The 17,101-nt window shown below is 40.7% G+C and carries 17 protein-coding genes; 13 read left to right on the top strand and 4 right to left on the bottom strand.

Annotated elements, in window-relative coordinates; all coding sequences use genetic code 11:
- The first annotated feature begins 51 nt into the window (after positions 1–51).
- From HYG88_RS04060 to HYG88_RS04000, 13 genes are all read left to right on the top strand, one after another.
- The gene (locus tag HYG88_RS04060; protein WP_178882636.1) at positions 52–1,368 is read left to right on the top strand and encodes a glycosyltransferase family 1 protein; all 1,317 of its coding nucleotides are present in this window, start codon (positions 52–54) and stop codon (positions 1,366–1,368) included.
- 24 nt (positions 1,369–1,392) lie between these two features.
- Complete coding sequence (locus tag HYG88_RS04055; RefSeq protein WP_178882635.1) at positions 1,393–1,944, top strand: phosphatase PAP2 family protein; 552 nt, start codon at positions 1,393–1,395, stop codon at positions 1,942–1,944.
- Positions 1,945–2,038: 94 nt separating this feature from the next.
- Entirely contained in the window at positions 2,039–2,239 is a 201-nt protein-coding gene (iscX, locus tag HYG88_RS04050) for a Fe-S cluster assembly protein IscX (protein ID WP_004664895.1), read from the top strand.
- Between the two features lie 108 nt (positions 2,240–2,347).
- On the top strand, positions 2,348–2,779 hold the full coding sequence (gene ndk, locus HYG88_RS04045; RefSeq protein ID WP_003654870.1) for a nucleoside-diphosphate kinase: 432 nt from the start codon (positions 2,348–2,350) through the stop codon (positions 2,777–2,779).
- Positions 2,780–2,900: 121 nt separating this feature from the next.
- Positions 2,901–4,136 carry a 23S rRNA (adenine(2503)-C(2))-methyltransferase RlmN gene (gene rlmN, locus HYG88_RS04040; protein ID WP_087544629.1) on the top strand — a complete coding sequence of 412 codons (1,236 nt, stop codon included), beginning with the start codon at positions 2,901–2,903 and terminating at the stop codon, positions 4,134–4,136.
- 17 nt (positions 4,137–4,153) lie between these two features.
- Entirely contained in the window at positions 4,154–4,957 is an 804-nt protein-coding gene (pilW, locus tag HYG88_RS04035; protein ID WP_034602770.1) for a type IV pilus biogenesis/stability protein PilW, read from the top strand.
- A complete protein-coding gene (locus HYG88_RS04030; protein WP_178882634.1) occupies positions 4,948–5,748 on the top strand; it encodes a RodZ domain-containing protein in 801 nt (266 codons plus the stop codon). Before pilW ends, HYG88_RS04030 begins: the two co-directional genes overlap by 10 nt.
- Positions 5,749–5,770: 22 nt before the next feature.
- A complete protein-coding gene (gene ispG / locus HYG88_RS04025; RefSeq protein WP_004664888.1) occupies positions 5,771–6,886 on the top strand; it encodes a flavodoxin-dependent (E)-4-hydroxy-3-methylbut-2-enyl-diphosphate synthase in 1,116 nt (371 codons plus the stop codon).
- Entirely contained in the window at positions 6,883–8,175 is a 1,293-nt protein-coding gene (gene hisS, locus HYG88_RS04020; RefSeq protein ID WP_004664886.1) for a histidine--tRNA ligase, read from the top strand. Before ispG ends, hisS begins: the two co-directional genes overlap by 4 nt.
- Positions 8,176–8,206: 31 nt before the next feature.
- Complete coding sequence (locus HYG88_RS04015) at positions 8,207–8,905, top strand: tetratricopeptide repeat protein (RefSeq protein WP_178882633.1); 699 nt, start codon at positions 8,207–8,209, stop codon at positions 8,903–8,905.
- Positions 8,905–10,047 (top strand): outer membrane protein assembly factor BamB, encoded by a 1,143-nt coding sequence (gene bamB / locus HYG88_RS04010; RefSeq protein WP_178882632.1) that lies wholly within the window; start codon positions 8,905–8,907, stop codon positions 10,045–10,047. Before HYG88_RS04015 ends, bamB begins: the two co-directional genes overlap by 1 nt.
- A gap of 176 nt (positions 10,048–10,223) precedes the next feature.
- Positions 10,224–11,633 (top strand): ribosome biogenesis GTPase Der, encoded by a 1,410-nt coding sequence (der, locus tag HYG88_RS04005; protein ID WP_005162290.1) that lies wholly within the window; start codon positions 10,224–10,226, stop codon positions 11,631–11,633.
- 195 nt (positions 11,634–11,828) lie between these two features.
- The gene (locus HYG88_RS04000) at positions 11,829–12,482 is read left to right on the top strand and encodes a 4'-phosphopantetheinyl transferase superfamily protein (RefSeq protein WP_087544622.1); all 654 of its coding nucleotides are present in this window, start codon (positions 11,829–11,831) and stop codon (positions 12,480–12,482) included.
- Between the two features lie 94 nt (positions 12,483–12,576).
- On the opposite strand, the gene secF is transcribed toward HYG88_RS04000, so the two are convergent.
- The 4 genes from secF to tgt all read right to left on the bottom strand — a co-directional run bounded on the left by secF (position 12,577) and on the right by tgt (position 17,078).
- Positions 12,577–13,545, bottom strand: coding sequence for a protein translocase subunit SecF (gene secF / locus HYG88_RS03995; protein ID WP_004664877.1), 969 nt, complete (start codon positions 13,543–13,545; stop codon positions 12,577–12,579).
- A 10-nt stretch (positions 13,546–13,555) separates the two neighbouring features.
- Complete coding sequence (gene secD / locus HYG88_RS03990; protein ID WP_005162285.1) at positions 13,556–15,457, bottom strand: protein translocase subunit SecD; 1,902 nt, start codon at positions 15,455–15,457, stop codon at positions 13,556–13,558.
- A 51-nt stretch (positions 15,458–15,508) separates the two neighbouring features.
- A complete protein-coding gene (gene yajC / locus HYG88_RS03985; RefSeq protein WP_004664873.1) occupies positions 15,509–15,838 on the bottom strand; it encodes a preprotein translocase subunit YajC in 330 nt (109 codons plus the stop codon).
- A gap of 109 nt (positions 15,839–15,947) precedes the next feature.
- A complete protein-coding gene (gene tgt / locus HYG88_RS03980) occupies positions 15,948–17,078 on the bottom strand; it encodes a tRNA guanosine(34) transglycosylase Tgt (RefSeq protein ID WP_005162280.1) in 1,131 nt (376 codons plus the stop codon).
- Positions 17,079–17,101 lie beyond the last annotated feature (23 nt).

Raw genomic sequence — 17,101 nt, 5'->3', positions numbered from 1 at the left:
CTGTCATACACTGATCATTAAAGTGTCAAAAAATATTTATAAGCTAAAAGCATGAAAATAACGACACAAATGGATGGCGATATGCAAAGTACATACGCGACATCTCTACTAAAGCAAGAACAGTTTCCTGAAAGTTTTAAATTTTACTTTAAAAGGAAACAACTCAAAAATAAACAAGATGAATTGTCTGAACTTCGGGATTTAGTTCGCCCTCGTTTGAGAATCGCAATTGTCACTGAAACATGGCCACCAGAAATTAATGGTGTAGCATTATCTATGATGCAATTATGTCAGGGGCTACAACGGCTTGGACATAAAATTCTATTGGTCAGGCCTATACAAAAAACGATTTGTACAGAATTTTTACCTGAACAAGAATGCTTGGTGATGTCTCAGCCTATTCCAAAATACCCAAGTGTTCAATTTGGTTGGCCACAATATCTTAAAGTCTCTAAAGCATTTGAGCAGTTCGCACCTGACGTAGTGCATATCGTGACTGAAGGTCCATTAGGTTTAATAGCACTACAAGCCGCAAAGTCAAAAAAAATCGCCGTATCGAGTGGATTCCATTCAGCTTTCCAAGATTTTAGCCGTTTCTTTGACTTGGCTTTTTTAGTCAAACCGATTCAACGTTACTTAACATGGTTCCATAATAGTACAGATGTCACGTGTGTACCCAGTCAATACACGGAACAAGCACTACGTGGTTTTGGTGTGACTTGTCCTTTAGTTGTTGTTGGACGAGGTGTTGATACTGCGAAGTTTTCCCCAAAACATCGTTCACAGCAATTACGCCAACAATGGGGTGTAGGTGCTGATACCCGTGTAATGCTGTATGTTGGACGCTTATCACCAGAAAAAGAAATTGATGTCTTAATTGAAGCTTTCCATGCTTGGCAGAGACAGCAAGGTGCAAATACAAAATTTGTAATTGTTGGAGATGGGCCTGATCGTATTCGTTTGAGTAAATTAGCGATATCAGAAGATATTATTTTTACTGGTAGCTTAAGTGGTAAGAATCTTTCAGCCGCTTATGCAAGTGCAGATGTTTTCGCCTTTGCTAGTCAAGCTGATACGTTTGGAAATGTAGTGCTAGAAGCAATTGCTAGCGGATTACCAGTGATTGCTTATGACTACGTATGTGCGCATCAGCATGTCAAACATGGTGTTACAGGTTGGTTGAGTCCTCTCGGACAGGCCGCAGATTTAACACAATCCATTTGTCATTTGCCAACTCTCCCAGAACTGAGAAAAATGGGTTTATTAGCAAGTGAAACTGTACAGGAAACCAGTTGGCAGTTTCCTGTACAACAATTAGAACAAGCACTTTATCAGGTAGCGCAGGAACCTCTTATGAACTCTACCTAAAGTATCCTCAGAAAGGAGAAAAGTATGAAATTTCAAAATGCAAAAATAAAAATACTCGATCTAGATCTAAAAGGGTGTGTATACCTTAATCATCTCTCACAGTCACAACGCATTGCCTTATTTTTTAAAACGATTAGTCGTTTGGGTGATGGACCATTTTGGTATGTCATGTTGTTATCAGTATGGATCGCACAAGGTTTGGCATACGGTCTGCAAATTCTATATTTGCTCGTTGCAGGTTCTGTTGGTACGGGGATTTATAAGTTTTTAAAGCATAAAACGACTCGACCACGCCCTTATCAAGTTCACCAAGTGATTGTACTGGGCGAGCGACCATTGGATCATTTTAGTTTTCCATCAGGTCATACTTTGCATGCGGTCATGGTTACTATTACATTAGGCTATATCCAACCGTTGTTATTAATCTTGATGTTGCCATTTACGATTCTGGTTGCATTGTCCCGCATGATTTTAGGATTACATTACCCAAGTGATGTGATCGTCGGGGCGGTGATTGGTGCATCCGTCGCTAGCGGTATTATTTTGTTGGCACCAAGCTTCAATATCATTCTTTGAATAATTTAACGAGTTTTAATGATAGAAGACTATTTTTTAAATCTTGGGATTTGTTAAAGTACGCTCAATCACTAACTGTTAATTAGGTTATCAAATGGGCTTACGTTGGACAGATACGATTGATATCGCAATCGAACTTACTGAAGCACACCCAGATGTAGATCCTCAATGGATTCGTTTTACTGATTTACATGCTTGGGTTTGTGCATTACCAGACTTTAATGATGACCCAAATAAGTCGACGGAAGGTTTGCTTGAAGCGATTCAAATGGCTTGGTTGGATGAGGTTCGTTAAAAAAACATCAGAAATCACTGAACTTTTACAGATTCAAGCTGATTATTGGCGATGACATCGGTATAATGCGGCAAATTTTTTAGTTTACACCATAAATAGGAGTCAATCATGGCGATTGAACGTACTTTATCTATCGTAAAACCAGATGCAGTTTCTAAAAACCACATTGGTGACATTTTTGCTCGTTTTGAAAAAGCGGGTTTAAAAATTGTTGCAACTAAAATGAAACACCTTTCTCAAGCTGATGCTGAAGGTTTCTATGCTGAGCACAAAGAACGTGGTTTCTTTGGTGATTTAGTTGCATTCATGACTTCTGGCCCAGTTGTTGTTTCTGTTCTTGAAGGCGAAAATGCAGTTCTTGCTCACCGTGAAATCTTAGGTGCTACAAACCCTAAAGAAGCAGCTCCAGGTACAATCCGCGCTGATTTCGCTGTAAGCATCGACGAAAACGCTGCTCACGGTTCTGACTCAGTTGCTTCTGCTGAGCGTGAAATCGCTTACTTCTTTGCTGATAACGAGATCTGCCCACGCACTCGTTAATCCAAAGTATTCAAGCCAGATAAGTGGTATACTACTTATCTGGTTTTTTATTTTTTATAGATTGAGTTGTGTGAAAAACACACAGCATTTTCTAGCGCTGATATCGTTTAGGTAAATATACATGAGTTCTGTAGTGGTCGTTTCATCTGAGAATGTCGATGAAAAACAACAGTCTTTAACTACGTCTGTCGTTCAAGCTGCCGATAAGAAAGTAAATTTACTTGGCATGTCCAGAGCCGAATTAGAAAAATTCTTTGAAGACTTAGGCGAAAAAAAGTTTCGTGCCGGTCAAGTCATGAAATGGATACACCAGTTTTTCGTCACTGATTTTGCTGAAATGAGTAATATTTCAGGAAAATTACGTGAAAAATTAGAAAAAATCTGCGAAATCAAAGCACCTGAAGTGGTGCACCGTAACTATTCTAAAGATGGTACCCGTAAATGGGTGTTTCGTGTAGGTGATGGTGAAGGTTCTCTGGTTGAAACCGTGCTGATTCCTGCCGAAGATAAAACAGGTGCACGTAAAACCTTGTGTATTTCATCACAAGTGGGTTGTGCACTGGATTGTTCATTCTGTTCGACGGGTAAGCAAGGTTTCCAACGTGATCTAACACCAGCAGAAATCATCGGTCAGTTGTGGATGGCAAATTATTCTTATATGGAAGATGTGCCTGTTGCTGAGCGTGAACGTACCGTAACCAATGTGGTCATGATGGGTATGGGTGAACCTTTACTTAATTACGATGCAGTACTCAGCTCAATGCAGTTAATGTTAGATGATTTTGCCTACGGAATGTCTAAACGCCGTGTAACTTTATCAACATCAGGTGTTGTTCCAAAAATTGATCAATTAGCGCAAGACATCGATGTTGCACTTGCGATTTCATTACATGCACCAAATGATGAACTACGTAATGAATTGGTTCCTATTAATAAAAAATATCCATTACAGCAACTTATTGCTGCGTGCCAACGTTATTTAGCTAAAGATGGCAATGAAAGCTCACGTCGCCATGTCACTATCGAATATGTGATGTTGGAGGGTGTCAATGATCAGCCTGAGCATGCACAGCAATTATTAAAATTATTGAAAAACTTGCCAAGTAAAATCAATCTAATCCCATTTAATCCATTTCCACATGCACCTTACGGACGTTCGAGTCGTAATCGCATCATTGCTTTTCAAAAAACTTTGTCTGACGCCGGATTTGTGTGTACGATTCGTCAGACACGTGGCGATGATATCGATGCTGCATGTGGTCAATTGGTAGGACAGGTTGCTGACCGTACGCGTCGTGCGGAACAGTGGAAGAAGAAAGTGGCGCAACGACAAGAAATTTTGCGCACACAAGGATAAAACTTGGGGATATAGCGTTGAATACAACTCGACTAAAAACGATTATAACGACTGCTGTTGTGTTTACTGTAATGGGTTTAACTGCTTGTCAATCTTCGACAGGGTTGAAGAAAGACCCAGAAAAAGCTGTTCAAGTTCGTTCTCAACTGGCTGCTGAATATATTCGTACAGGTGATTTGGATTCCGCTAAACGTTCTCTTGATCAAGCTTTAAATATTGATTCGCGTGATGCAAACGCCAATATGATGATGGGGATTCTACTGCAACAAGAAGGCAGTAAACCTAATATGGAAAAAGCAGATGCTTATTTTAAGCGTGCGATTTCTTCAGAACCAGATAATGCACAAGCTCGTAATAATTACGGTACATATTTGTATCAAATGCAACGTTATAATGAAGCGATTGAGCAATTTACCCGTGCAGGTGCAACCTTAGGTTATGAACAGCGATTTCAATCGTTGGAAAACTTGGGGCGAATCTATTTAAAGTTAGGCGATGTTGCGAATGCTGAAAAAGCATTCAAACAAGCGCTACAAGCAAATCGTAATGCAACTATTTCAATGTTAGAGTTGGCAGAAATTTTCTATTTGCAACAAAATAATAGAGATGCATCGCAACTATACGAACAGTATGTTCGTAATGTGGGGCAAAAAAACCAAGGTGCACGTGCACTTTGGATTGGTATACGCATTGCTCGAGCGAGTGCGGATCAATTAGGAATGCAAGTGTTAGTGAATCAATTACGAGCATTATTTCCTGAGAGTCCAGAATATCAACGTTATTTGCAATTACAGTACAGTACTGAGGCCGTATGGAAATAAATCCAAATTCACATCAGCCAACTGGCTCAACCTCGCCATCGTCAACGTTAGGAAATATTCAACGTCCTGGTGAGTATTTGCGTCAAATTCGTATTGCACAAAAGAAAGAACTTGAAGAAATTGCAAGCGTATTGAATATGCCCGTTAAAACATTAACGGCATTAGAGCAAGATGACTATAAATCCTTGCCTGAAGCCACATTCATCAAAGGCTATTACCGTGCCTATGCAAAACTGCTCAATGCAGATGCCAGTGCCATTATCCAGCGTTTTGATGAAATCTATGCCAATGACACAGGTCTCAAGGCCAATCATGCCCTGAGCAACTCCCCAATCAAGACTATGGGCAAGCTTGCTGGATCGAAAAGTGTACGTAACCGTAAATGGTTGAAGCGTATTGCTATTTTAGCTGCTGTTTTAGTCTTAGCTTGGTTGGCATTGATGGCTGTACAAAATTGGACATCTAGCCACAAAGATGATGCTGAAGTTGAAGCGCCGAAAGCAAAAAGTTCTGATGTCGAAATTATACCGATGGGAACCACAACGAACGCAACTTCTGGCGATCAGTTAGTTTTGAACTTTAGTCGACCAACATCTGTGCATATTGTTGATGCAACAGGTAAAGTATTGGCAACAGGTCGTCAAGCATCTACATTAACTTTGAGTGGTGAATCACCATTCCAAATTCGTTTAGATGATGCAACAGCTGTATCCTTGACCTTGAATCAGGAGCAAATATCTTTGTCTCCATATACGGTTAATGGAAAAGCAGAATTCCGTTTGTCTCGTTAATGCCAAAGAGTAGAGCTATACGATGATTGTGAATCCAATTAAACGCCGTCCAACACGTAAAATTCGTGTTGGTTCAGTGTATGTCGGTGGTGATGCCCCGATTAGTGTTCAAAGTATGACCAATACTGAAACCTGTGATGTGGATGCAACTGTAGCGCAAATCCAGCGCTGTGCAGATGCCGGTGCGGATATCATGCGTGTTTCTGTTCCTTCAATGGAAGCGGCAGAAGCATTCGGTGCAATTCGTAAACGTGTTTCAGTACCATTGGTTGCAGATATTCATTTTGATCATCGTATTGCTTTAGCGGTTGCGGACTATGGCGCAGACTGTCTACGGATCAATCCAGGAAATATTGGTTCAGATCAGAAAGTACGTGAAGTCGTTGCTGCAGCAAAACATCATGGTATTTCGATTCGTATCGGTGTGAATGCAGGTTCTCTGGAAAAAGACTTACAAGTGAAATATGGTGAGCCGACAGGGCAGGCCTTACTTGAGTCAGCGATGCGTCATATCGATATTCTCGACCGTTTAGATTTCCATGAGTTCAAGGTCAGCGTTAAGGCATCGAATGTATTTTTAACGATGGATGCTTATCGTTTGCTGTCTCAACAGATAGATAATCCACTGCATCTTGGTGTGACTGAAGCAGGTATTTACCGTACTGGAACAGTCAAATCAGCAATTGCCTTGGGCGGACTGTTGATGGAAGGCATTGGCGATACCATGCGTATTTCGCTCGCGGCTGAACCTGAAGATGAAATTAAAATCGGTTTTGATATTTTAAAATCGTTGGGCTTACGCTCAAATGGGATTAACTTTATTGCTTGCCCAAGCTGCTCACGTCAGGAATTTAATGTGATTCAGGTGATGCAGGCTTTGGAAGAGCGCCTAGAAGATATCCGTACACCGATGGATTTATCTGTGATTGGATGTAAAGTGAATGGTCCTGGTGAAGCTAAAGAGGCGGATATCGGTATCGTTGGCGCATCACCGCGTTCACTAGTCTATCGTAATGGTGAAAAAAGTCATTTAATTGACACAAATCAGTTGGTTGATGAAATTGAAACAATGGTTCGTCAACGTGTTCAAGAGCTTGAAGAAGCTAAATCTAAAGAAATTATTCGTAGTTCATCATGAGTTCAATTGTCGCGATCAAAGGTTTTAATGACACCCTTCCAACACAAACTGCTGCTTGGAGAAGTCTGGAACAACAATTAGCATCTTTAATGGATGCCTATGGCTATCAACAAATCCGTTTACCGATCGTTGAACAAACTGGTTTGTTTAAGCGTGCAATTGGTGATGCAACCGATATCGTTGAAAAGGAAATGTATACCTTTTTTGATAAAGGTACACCACCTGAATCGCTGACTTTGCGTCCAGAAGGTACGGCTGGGTGTGTGCGTGCGATGTTGGAACATAACTTATTGCGTGGCGCAACACCGCGTGTTTGGTATGTGGGTCCAATGTTCCGCTATGAAAAGCCACAAAAAGGTCGCTATCGCCAGTTCCATCAATTTGGTGTTGAAACTTTTGGTGTAGCAACGCCAGATATTGATGCAGAAATCATTTTAATGACGGCTCGCCTATGGAAACGTATGGGTGTAGCAGCGAATGTTCGTCTAGAACTCAATACTTTAGGTGAGACGGATGAGCGTGCGGAATATCGTGCTGCTTTGGTTGAGTTTTTAAATCAGCACAAAGATGCATTAGATGAAGACTCACAACGCCGTTTAAGTACTAATCCATTACGTATTTTAGACTCTAAAATTGAATCGACGCAAAAGATTTTAGAAAATGCACCCAAGTTGCATGATTTCTTAAAAGAAGATTCGATTAATCATTTCCAACAGTTACAACAGTACCTCACTGATGCAGGCGTTGAGTTTGTAATTAACCAGAAGTTAGTACGTGGCTTGGACTACTACAACAAAACTGTATTTGAATGGACGACAACGATGTTGGGTTCACAAGGAACAGTTTGTGCTGGCGGTCGTTACGATGGCTTGGTGGGACAACTGAAAGGTAAAGCAGATCAATCTGTACCTGCGGTTGGTTTTGCAATGGGTATGGAGCGTTTACTGTTGTTGCTTGAGCAGGTTGAACAAGCCCAAGAAGTACGTGATTGTGAAGTTTTCTTATTGGCTGAGCCTGCATTTCAAGCTAAAGCTTTAGTATTAGCAGAGCAAATCCGTGACCAGTTAGAAGCAGCAAACAGCTCAATTCGTCTGAAAACAGGTTCACAAGGCAGTATGAAAAGCCAAATGAAAAAGGCTGATCAATCTGGTGCAATCTATGCAGTGATTTTGGGTGAGCGCGAGTGGGAATCACAACAGCTTTTGGTCAAAGAGCTAGCGACGGGTGAGCAGGCGCAGGTCGCTTTAACTGAGCTGACATCTTTTTTTATCGAAAAATTTAAACAATAAATTGCACAATATTTAGGGAAAGGACAATCACATGAGTTTAAGTGATGAAGAACAACTCGACCAATTAAAGTCTTTTGGCAAAAAATATGGTTCTGCCATGATTAGCGGGATTCTGATTGCCTTGATTGCCTTTTTCGGATGGGAATATTGGCAAAAGAAAAATTTAGCTGAGGCACAGAGTCAAACGGCGAAAGTACAAAAATTGATGGACGAAGCTAAGGCTGCATCAGGTCAACCAAATGCTTTCGCTACAGTATCTGAAGCAGCAGATAAAATTGTGAAAGATGATGCTGACTCGGTTCAGGCGATTCAAACCCAATTTATCTTGGCGAAGCTTGCTTATGATAAACAAGACTATGCTGCAGCTGAAAAAGCATTAAAGAAAGTTGAGAACTCAAAAGTTAAAGATGCAGGTTTGCTGCAAATTGTAAAAATACGTTTAGCGGATTCACAATTAGCACAAAAGAAATATGATGAGGCGCTGAAAACCTTATCAAACGTGACTGAACCAGCGTTTAAAGCAACTGCAGAAGAGTTACGTGGTGATATTTTTGTTGCAAAGAAAGATACTGCATCGGCGCAAAAAGCATATCAAAGTGCTTGGGATAGCCTCATTGAACGTAAACAAGAGCGTCAGCTTTTACAAATTAAACTCGAAAGCGTTGGTATTTTAGTAGATGATCCTGAAATTGAGCGCCCGATCTTAGATACCAAAGTGGATGAGTCTTAATGCAGAACAAACTAAAATTACCTTTGGCAATTGCAATTGCTTCAGCTTTATTAATTGGATGTTCAACCAATAAAGTAAAAGAAGTGAAACCGAATCCGTTGCCAAAAATTACGCAACAGCAAGGCTTAAATCTGGTCTTTTCTCAAAGTGTTTCGTCGACAAATGCAGCAGAAGCTTTACGCTTGCAGTTAGATACAGATAACGGTGTAATTTTTGCGATTGATCCAGATGGTCAGGTTTCTGCTTATAAAGCTAAGCAGCGTCTTTGGAAAAGTAAGGTTACTAAGCAAGAACTTACTGCTGGTGTAGAAGCAGGTGAGGGTATTGTCATTATTGGTAATCGTAAAGGTGAGTTATTTGCCTTAGATCAGGCTACTGGTAGCCAAAAATGGTCTGCCAAATTATCTGGTGCGATTTTGTCTCCTTCACTCATTCAATCGGGACGAGTTATTACGATTGCAAATGACGGGACTGTATTTGCGCATGATGCTGTTACTGGACAGCAAGTGTGGGCATATAAATTACCAAACGTTCAGTTTAGCTTACGTGGACAACCTGCACCCGTTCGTTTAGATGAACGTACAGTCGTTGTTGCATCCGCGAATGCTTATGTTTATGCATTGGATGTACTCAGTGGCGTGCCGCGTTTCCAACGTCGAGTTGCAGTAAGTGATGGTCGTTCGGATATTCAACGTTTGATTGATGTTGTCGGTGACCCAGTTGTTGCAGGTCAATATCTGGTAACAACCAGTTTCCAAGGGCAAGTTACAACTACTGATCTTACGACACAGCGTGTGGTGTGGAGTGAAGATGCAAGTAGTACGAATAGCGCTGAAGTTTCAGGTGATAAAGTTTTTGTCTCGACTGCAGATGGAAAATTGAAAGCTTATAATTTAGCGACAGGCGAACTTCTTTGGCAGAATGAGGAATTACTTAACCGTCAATTAAGTAATCCTGTGATGCTTGGACAGAACCTTGTGGTTGGCGATTTAGATGGAATTATTCATTTGATTGATCCAAACACAGGGAAGTTGATTGGTCGTGCGAAAACCAGTGGTGAAGTCCGTTCATTGCGTGTGATTGATAATCAGCTTTACGTTGCAACTCGAAAAGGTGCATTAAGCATTTGGCAGAATCGTTAATTTTGCCTTAGCTTGTGGTAAAATATTTAATTAGCAATTGCTAATAAAAGAATGATCGGGGTATTTGTTTGAACAAAACCCCGAATTTTTATTGTGATTATTTGATCACCAAAATCTTCCATACTGTTTCTGATACGATGTCATCAATGATGGCTCGTCTGAATTAAGGTTAATTTATGAAACCCGTTATTGCGCTTATTGGTCGTCCAAACGTCGGAAAATCAACGCTATTTAACCAAATCACTAAAAGTCGTGATGCTTTGGTTGCTGACTTCGCTGGTTTAACTCGTGACCGCAAATATGGCGATGCGGTGTATCAAAATAAATCATTCATCGTCGTTGATACTGGCGGTATTGGTGAGAATGAAGGCGGTATTGACTCATACATGGCGGAGCAGTCAAAAACTGCCATCCATGAAGCAGATATCATTGTTTTTGTTGTGGATGCACGTGCAGGTTTGTTGGCATCAGATGAACAGATTGCCCGTGAATTGCGTACACTAGGTAAGAAAGTTTATTTAGTTGCCAATAAGGTTGATGGTGTTCATGCAGAAGCCGCACTAGTTGAATTCTATAAACTTGGTATGGGAGAACCTATTCAAGTTGCGGCCAGCCATGGTCGTGGTGTGCAGCAAATGCTTGAGGAAGTATTAGCTGAAGTACCAGAAGATGAAAATCCTGAAGAACATAACAAAAATACAGGTTTGCGTTTGGCGATTATTGGTCGTCCAAACGTAGGTAAGTCAACTTTAGTCAACCGCTTGCTTGGCGAAGAGCGTGTAGTTGCATTTGACCAGCCCGGTACTACACGTGACTCAATTTATATTCCTTATGAGCGTGATGGTCGTCAATATACGTTGATTGATACTGCGGGCGTGCGTCGTAAAGGTAAAGTTGATGAAATGATTGAGAAGTTCTCAATCGTGAAAACATTACAAGCGATCAAAGATGCTCACGTGATTGTCGTTGTGCTTGATGCACGTGAAGGGGTCGTTGAGCAAGATCTACATTTAATTGGTTATGCATTAGAAGCTGGTCGTGCCATGGTGATCGCCATTAATAAATGGGACAACATGACTGAATATGATCGTAAGCAATGTAAGCTTGACGTTGATCGCCGTTTTGACTTTATTCCTTGGGCGAAAGTACATTTAATCTCGGCATTACATGGAACTGGTGTGGGTGATTTATACCCAACCATTCATCGTGCTTATGATTCATCACATTTGAAAGTGTCACCAGCAAAATTAACGCAGATTTTGAATGACGCGACTGACGCGCATCAACCACCAATGATTAGTGGTAAGCGTATTAAAATGCGTTATGCGCATATGGGCGGACAAAATCCACCTACAATCGTGATTCATGGTAACAAAGTAGATAAAACACCTGCTGATTACCGTCGTTATTTGGAAAACGTGTTCCGTAAAGTGTACAAGCTGGAAGGTACACCAGTACGTATTGATTTTAAAACCTCAGAAAACCCATTTGAAGGTCGCAAATCTCAAGTTGATGAGCGTGTTGCAGCACGTAAACGTCGTTATATACAGAAATTTAAAAAGGCTGAGAAAAAATTTAAGCGTTAAGCTGATTTTGCCGTTAAAACCCAAACATTGTTTTGGGTTTTTTTATGCTTTTAATGTGACTCATGAGATAAGTTGCTCATGCACTTGCGAATGAATTCTTAAGTTAGGCGATTAAACGAAATAAGCTTGATTATAATCTTCTAAGTTTTTATACAATCAGGTTTATATTGAACGATGTTTTGTTGAGTGAAGCTGATGGTGATACGTAAAATTGAAATACATATTCAAGCTTTGGCTTCACTTCTTGAGCGAGATAAAGCGGATTTCTCAGATTTTAGATCGTTTAATGATTATCAAAAACAACAGATTAAAGCCTATCGGGATCACCTTCTGGCAAATAAATTAAAGTGTTTAACGACTGATCTACAATTTTCAAAACATGAATACGGTAAGCCATTTTTAAGCTCTCATACCTTGGAATTTAATCATTCACATAGTCAAAAATACTATGCTTTGGCGATGAGCGAGCGTGTGAAAGAGATTGGTGTTGATGTGGAAGAGTTGGATCGGAAAGTTCGTTTTGATGCTTTGGCTCAACATGCCTTTCATCCTGAAGAATATCAAGCATGGTTGCAACAAGATCAAGACCCAGAGTATTGGCTCAGAGTATGGACGACTAAGGAAGCAATTCTAAAAGCATCAGGTTTTGGAATTAGACTGGATTTAAATAGTCTAAATACACAAGTTCATCCATCACATGATGGTGGAATGTGTACTCATCCTTTGATTGGAACATTTGCTTATCAAAATTTTGTTTTAAATCAGAAGATCGTGCTGACTATCGCATGGGGTGCAGAGCAGTCTTGTCGCGGTTTTCAATTTCCGCAGATTCAAATGATTCAATATTGATAAATGAAGAACGTACAACCCCGTGCTCTAATCTTAATCAAAAAAGCCAGCATTATGCTGGCTTTTTTGATTTGAATTTTACGATGATTTAGATTTAAGGAATTTCTTCTTCATCAAATTCAGGTTTAACTTGGACAATAAAATCTTGACGATTTAAACCACGCCATAAAGCAAATGCTGTACCAATATAAATAGATGAGTACGTACCAATAAAAATACCCACACACATTGCAATTGAGAACCAATGTAAACCATCACCTCCCCAGAACATCATGGCAAGAACCACAAGTAATAGCGTCATTGAGGTATGGATCGTACGGCGCAAGGTCTCTGTTAATGCGATATCTACAATTTCACGTGGTGTTGCTCCACGAATTTTACGGAAGTTCTCACGGATACGATCCGATACAACGATGTTATCGTTGAGTGAGAAACCCATTACCGCAAGTATTGCTGCAAGCACGGTTAAATCAAATTGCCATTGGAACAATGCAAACGTTCCGATGATAATTACGATATCGTGAAATAATGAGATTACGGCACCCATTGCAAGTTTAAACTCGAAACGAATGGTGACGTAGATCAGCATTAAGATCAAAGCAAGTGCAAGCGCACCTGCAGAGCGGATATAAAGCTCATTACCTACTTGACCGCCAACAGAGTCAACTTTATGAACTTCTGCTTGGTTATTTGGCAATTGGACTGCTTTAGTGATGGTATCGTTTAGATCTTCAACTTTAAGATCTTCTTGCACTGGCATACGTACAATCAGGTCTTTATTACTTCCTAATGTTTGTACAACGGCGTCTTTAAAGCCTGCTTTATCGAGTGCTTGAGCGACTTGAGCGGGTTGAACAGCTTCTTTGTAGTTGAGTTCAGCAGAGATACCTCCAGTGAAGTCCAAACCAAGATTCAGCCCCTTGGTGACGATAAAGAAAACGCTCGCAAGGGTAATCAAGATCGAGAAGATTGCAGCAGGTTTAGCAATCTTCATGAAAGGAATGATTTTTAGATCATCTGGGCGACCGTATTGTTTTGAGTCTTGTTGAGTCAGATCAGTCATGTGAATCTCCTTAAATACTCAACTTAGTCAAATTACGGCGTTTGCCATAAATGAGCTGGACGACAGCACGGGTCACAGTAATCGCCGTAAACATTGAACATACGATACCGATCATCAAGGTGACCGCAAAGCCTTTGATTGGACCTGTACCAATTGCGAACAAGATAAATGCCACGATGAAAGTGGTTAAGTTCGAGTCGAAAATGGTGTTATAGGCACGATCATAACCCGCGATAATGGCTTGTTTAGGGGAGGCGCCCCAAAGCATTTCTTCTCGTATACGTTCGCAGATCAGTACGTTGGCATCAACCGCCATACCAATACCAATGACGATCCCCGCGATACCTGGTAAGGTGAGGGAAGCACCAATCCATGACATAAAAGTTAAAATCATGGCAAGGTTGAACACCAAGGCAAAGTTTGCAATTAAGCCAAACAGGCGGAAGAAAACAACCATCCAAATTGCAACCAATAAGAAACCGATTTGAGTCGATAACACACCCTTATCAATATTCTCTTGACCAAGACTTGGACCAACAACACGCTCTTCTACAAAGTACATTGGTGCAGCTAAAGCACCTGCTCGAAGCATCAAGGCAAGTTCTGCCGCCTCTTGAGGTGAATCTAAGCCAGTGATACGGAATTGTGAGCCCAATACCGCTTGAATGGTTGCCGCATTGATGACCACAGATTCTGTATATGGTGTGCGTACTTCAGTTTGAGCACCCGTCTTAGGATCAGCAACATAAGAGATCTTTTGTTTATTTTCAATAAACAATACTGCCATACGTTTACCCACGGCATTACGTGTTGCATCTGCCATGAGCTTACCACCAGCGGTATCTAGGGTGATATTTACTTCAGCGCCGCCAGAATCTTGACTAAAACCAGAGCTTGCATTTTGAACACGCTCACCAGTCAAAATACGATTACGTTGTAAAAGAAGTTGACGACCGCTGTCCAGAGATTGATAAGCAAAAACCTCAGTACCCGGTGGAAGTGGTTGACCATTATATTTGCCAGTGTATTGATCAATATATTGATCATTACTGTCAGCAACTAAACGGAATTCTAAGTTCGCGGTACGACCTAATACACGTTTTGCTTCAGCAGTATCTTGAACACCCGGTAGCTCAACCACGATACGGTTACTACCTTGTGTTTGTACCAATGCTTCTGCTACACCAAGTTCGTTAATACGATTACGTAATGTAGTTAAGTTTTGGTTGACTGCATAAGACTGAATTTCTTGACGACGAGTATCTGTATAATTCAGTTTTAGAGTCGCGCCAGATGTCGTTGCAATGGCTTGTTGAGTAAACTCATTACTGTTACGACGTAAAAAATCTGCTGCGGCATCACGATCTGTATTGTCAGCAAATTGGATCGTAATGGTGTTATTACTTAAAGCAAGGTTATTAAATTTAATTTTGTTGTCACGAAATTGACGACGCAAATCAGTCGCAGATGTTTCCATACGCTGACCAATCGCTTTATCCATGTCGACTTCAAGCAAGAAATGTACACCGCCACGTAAGTCCAAACCGAGTTTCATCGGTTTAGCCCCAATCTTTCGCAACCATTCTGGTGTTGTTGGTGCAAGGTTGAGTGCAACCACATAGTCATCACCTAAATCACGGCGCAACACTTCTTTGGCTTTTAACTGTGCTTCTGAAGAGTTTAATCGTAATAATGCCGCATTATTGGTGAAGCTATTGTCGTGACTGCTAATGTTGGCAGTTTTTAAAATCTGCTCCGCTTTTTGCACAATGGTTTGATCTATTTTTGTGCCTGCTTTAGCGCCTGAAATTTGGACAGCAGGTTCATCTGGATACAAACTAGGAAGTGCATATAACGTACTGATCACAAGTACCACAAGGATCAGTAAATATTTCCATGCAGGGTAACGCATTCGCTTTCTTCTTAAATGAAAAAGTCGTGCTGAGGCACGACTATCTTATGATTAAAGGTTATTTAGTGTGCCTTCAGGTAATACTGAAATGACACTCGCACGTTGAATTTTTACATCGACACCACGGCTGAGTTCAACTACTGCAAAGTCACCATCAAGTTTGGTGATTTTTCCCATCAAACCGCCTGCAAATACGATTTCACTACCCACACCTAAGCTTTCGATTAAAGAACGATGCTCTTTAGCACGTTTTGCTTGAGGTCTCCAAATCAGGAAGTAGAAGATCCCAATAAATACAGCAATCATCAACAAGTTTGCCATCAGGCTAGGGCCTTGTGCAGCCGCTGGAGCAGCGTGAGCAGTAGAAATTAAAAAGCTCATTTCGATTTCCTAAAATTAAAAAGTCAAAAATTAATAATAAAATTCCAATTCATTTTGCAATGTACCTTGTCTTGCGGTCAGGCGCAAATCTTGATGCAATTCATTCACATTAGTCTTCAGGACAAGCGGGAACTTCTAGACCACGACGTGCATAAAAGTCCTGAACATATTCGTCAAATGTGCCGTTATCCAATGCATCACGCATCCCTTGTGTCAGTCTTTGGTAATAACGCAAGTTATGAATGGTGCCGAGCATAGATGCCAACATTTCTCCGCATTTCTCTAAATGATATAAATAGGCACGGGTGAAGTTTTTACAAGTGTAACAATCACAATGCGGATCTAAAGGTCCTTTATCATGACGATATTTACTATTACGAATTCTTACCAGACCATCAGTGACAAAATAATGACCATTACGTGCATTACGGGTTGGCATGACGCAGTCGAACATATCGACACCACGGCGAACGGCTTCAACGATGTCTTCTGGTTTACCAACACCCATCAAATAACGTGGTTTGTCCTGTGGCATTTTGTTTGGTAAATAATCAAGCACCTTGATCATTTCTTCTTTTGGTTCACCAACTGATAAACCACCAATTGCATAACCATCAAAGCCAACTTCTAATAAACCTTTAAGTGATTCATCACGAAGATCTTCATACATACCGCCTTGAATAATACCGAATAAGGCATTTTTATTCTTAAGCTCATCATGGTGGTGGGTTTTACAGCGTTTAGCCCAACGCAAAGACAGTTGCAAAGATTTTTGAGCTTCTTCATGTGTTGCAGGGTAAGGAGTACATTCATCAAAGATCATCACAATATCTGAATTCAGTACATGTTGGATCTCCATTGAAATTTCTGGAGACAAAAACACCTTTGAACCGTCAATAGGAGAACGGAAAGTTACACCTTCTTCTTTGATTTTGCGCATTGCGCCTAAGCTAAATACTTGGAAACCACCTGAGTCGGTCAAAATTGGTTTATCCCATTGGATAAACTCATGTAGACCCCCGTGCTCTTTAATCACTTCCAAGCCTGGACGTAAATATAAATGGAAGGTGTTACCTAAAATAATCTGTGCCTGAATTTCTTCAATGTCACGAGGTAACATGCCTTTCACTGTACCGTAAGTACCCACGGGCATAAATACAGGTGTTTCAACCACACCATGCTCTAACGTAAGTCGACCACGACGGGCACGTCCCGACTGACCTAATTTTTCAAATTTCATGACACATCCATCAAGGCGAAAAA

The organism is Acinetobacter sp. SwsAc4, from assembly GCF_013391535.1.
In the GTDB taxonomy this organism is placed as follows: domain Bacteria; phylum Pseudomonadota; class Gammaproteobacteria; order Pseudomonadales; family Moraxellaceae; genus Acinetobacter.
This window is presented reverse-complemented; position numbering and strand designations above follow the sequence as displayed.

Bases quoted from the DNA above. Each gene is read 5' to 3' on its own strand.
- HYG88_RS04060 (WP_178882636.1), top strand. From the start codon at position 52: ATGAAAATAACGACACAAATGGATGGCGATATGCAAAGTACATACGCG.
- HYG88_RS04055 (WP_178882635.1), top strand. From the start codon at position 1,393: ATGAAATTTCAAAATGCAAAAATAAAAATACTCGATCTAGATCTAAAA.
- iscX (WP_004664895.1), top strand. From the start codon at position 2,039: ATGGGCTTACGTTGGACAGATACGATTGATATCGCAATCGAACTTACT.
- ndk (WP_003654870.1), top strand. From the start codon at position 2,348: ATGGCGATTGAACGTACTTTATCTATCGTAAAACCAGATGCAGTTTCT.
- rlmN (WP_087544629.1), top strand. From the start codon at position 2,901: ATGAGTTCTGTAGTGGTCGTTTCATCTGAGAATGTCGATGAAAAACAA.
- HYG88_RS04030 (WP_178882634.1), top strand. From the start codon at position 4,948: ATGGAAATAAATCCAAATTCACATCAGCCAACTGGCTCAACCTCGCCA.
- ispG (WP_004664888.1), top strand. From the start codon at position 5,771: ATGATTGTGAATCCAATTAAACGCCGTCCAACACGTAAAATTCGTGTT.
- hisS (WP_004664886.1), top strand. From the start codon at position 6,883: ATGAGTTCAATTGTCGCGATCAAAGGTTTTAATGACACCCTTCCAACA.
- HYG88_RS04015 (WP_178882633.1), top strand. From the start codon at position 8,207: ATGAGTTTAAGTGATGAAGAACAACTCGACCAATTAAAGTCTTTTGGC.
- bamB (WP_178882632.1), top strand. From the start codon at position 8,905: ATGCAGAACAAACTAAAATTACCTTTGGCAATTGCAATTGCTTCAGCT.
- der (WP_005162290.1), top strand. From the start codon at position 10,224: ATGAAACCCGTTATTGCGCTTATTGGTCGTCCAAACGTCGGAAAATCA.
- HYG88_RS04000 (WP_087544622.1), top strand. From the start codon at position 11,829: ATGGTGATACGTAAAATTGAAATACATATTCAAGCTTTGGCTTCACTT.
- secF (WP_004664877.1), bottom strand. From the start codon at position 13,545: ATGACTGATCTGACTCAACAAGACTCAAAACAATACGGTCGCCCAGAT.
- secD (WP_005162285.1), bottom strand. From the start codon at position 15,457: ATGCGTTACCCTGCATGGAAATATTTACTGATCCTTGTGGTACTTGTG.
- yajC (WP_004664873.1), bottom strand. From the start codon at position 15,838: ATGAGCTTTTTAATTTCTACTGCTCACGCTGCTCCAGCGGCTGCACAA.
- tgt (WP_005162280.1), bottom strand. From the start codon at position 17,078: ATGAAATTTGAAAAATTAGGTCAGTCGGGACGTGCCCGTCGTGGTCGA.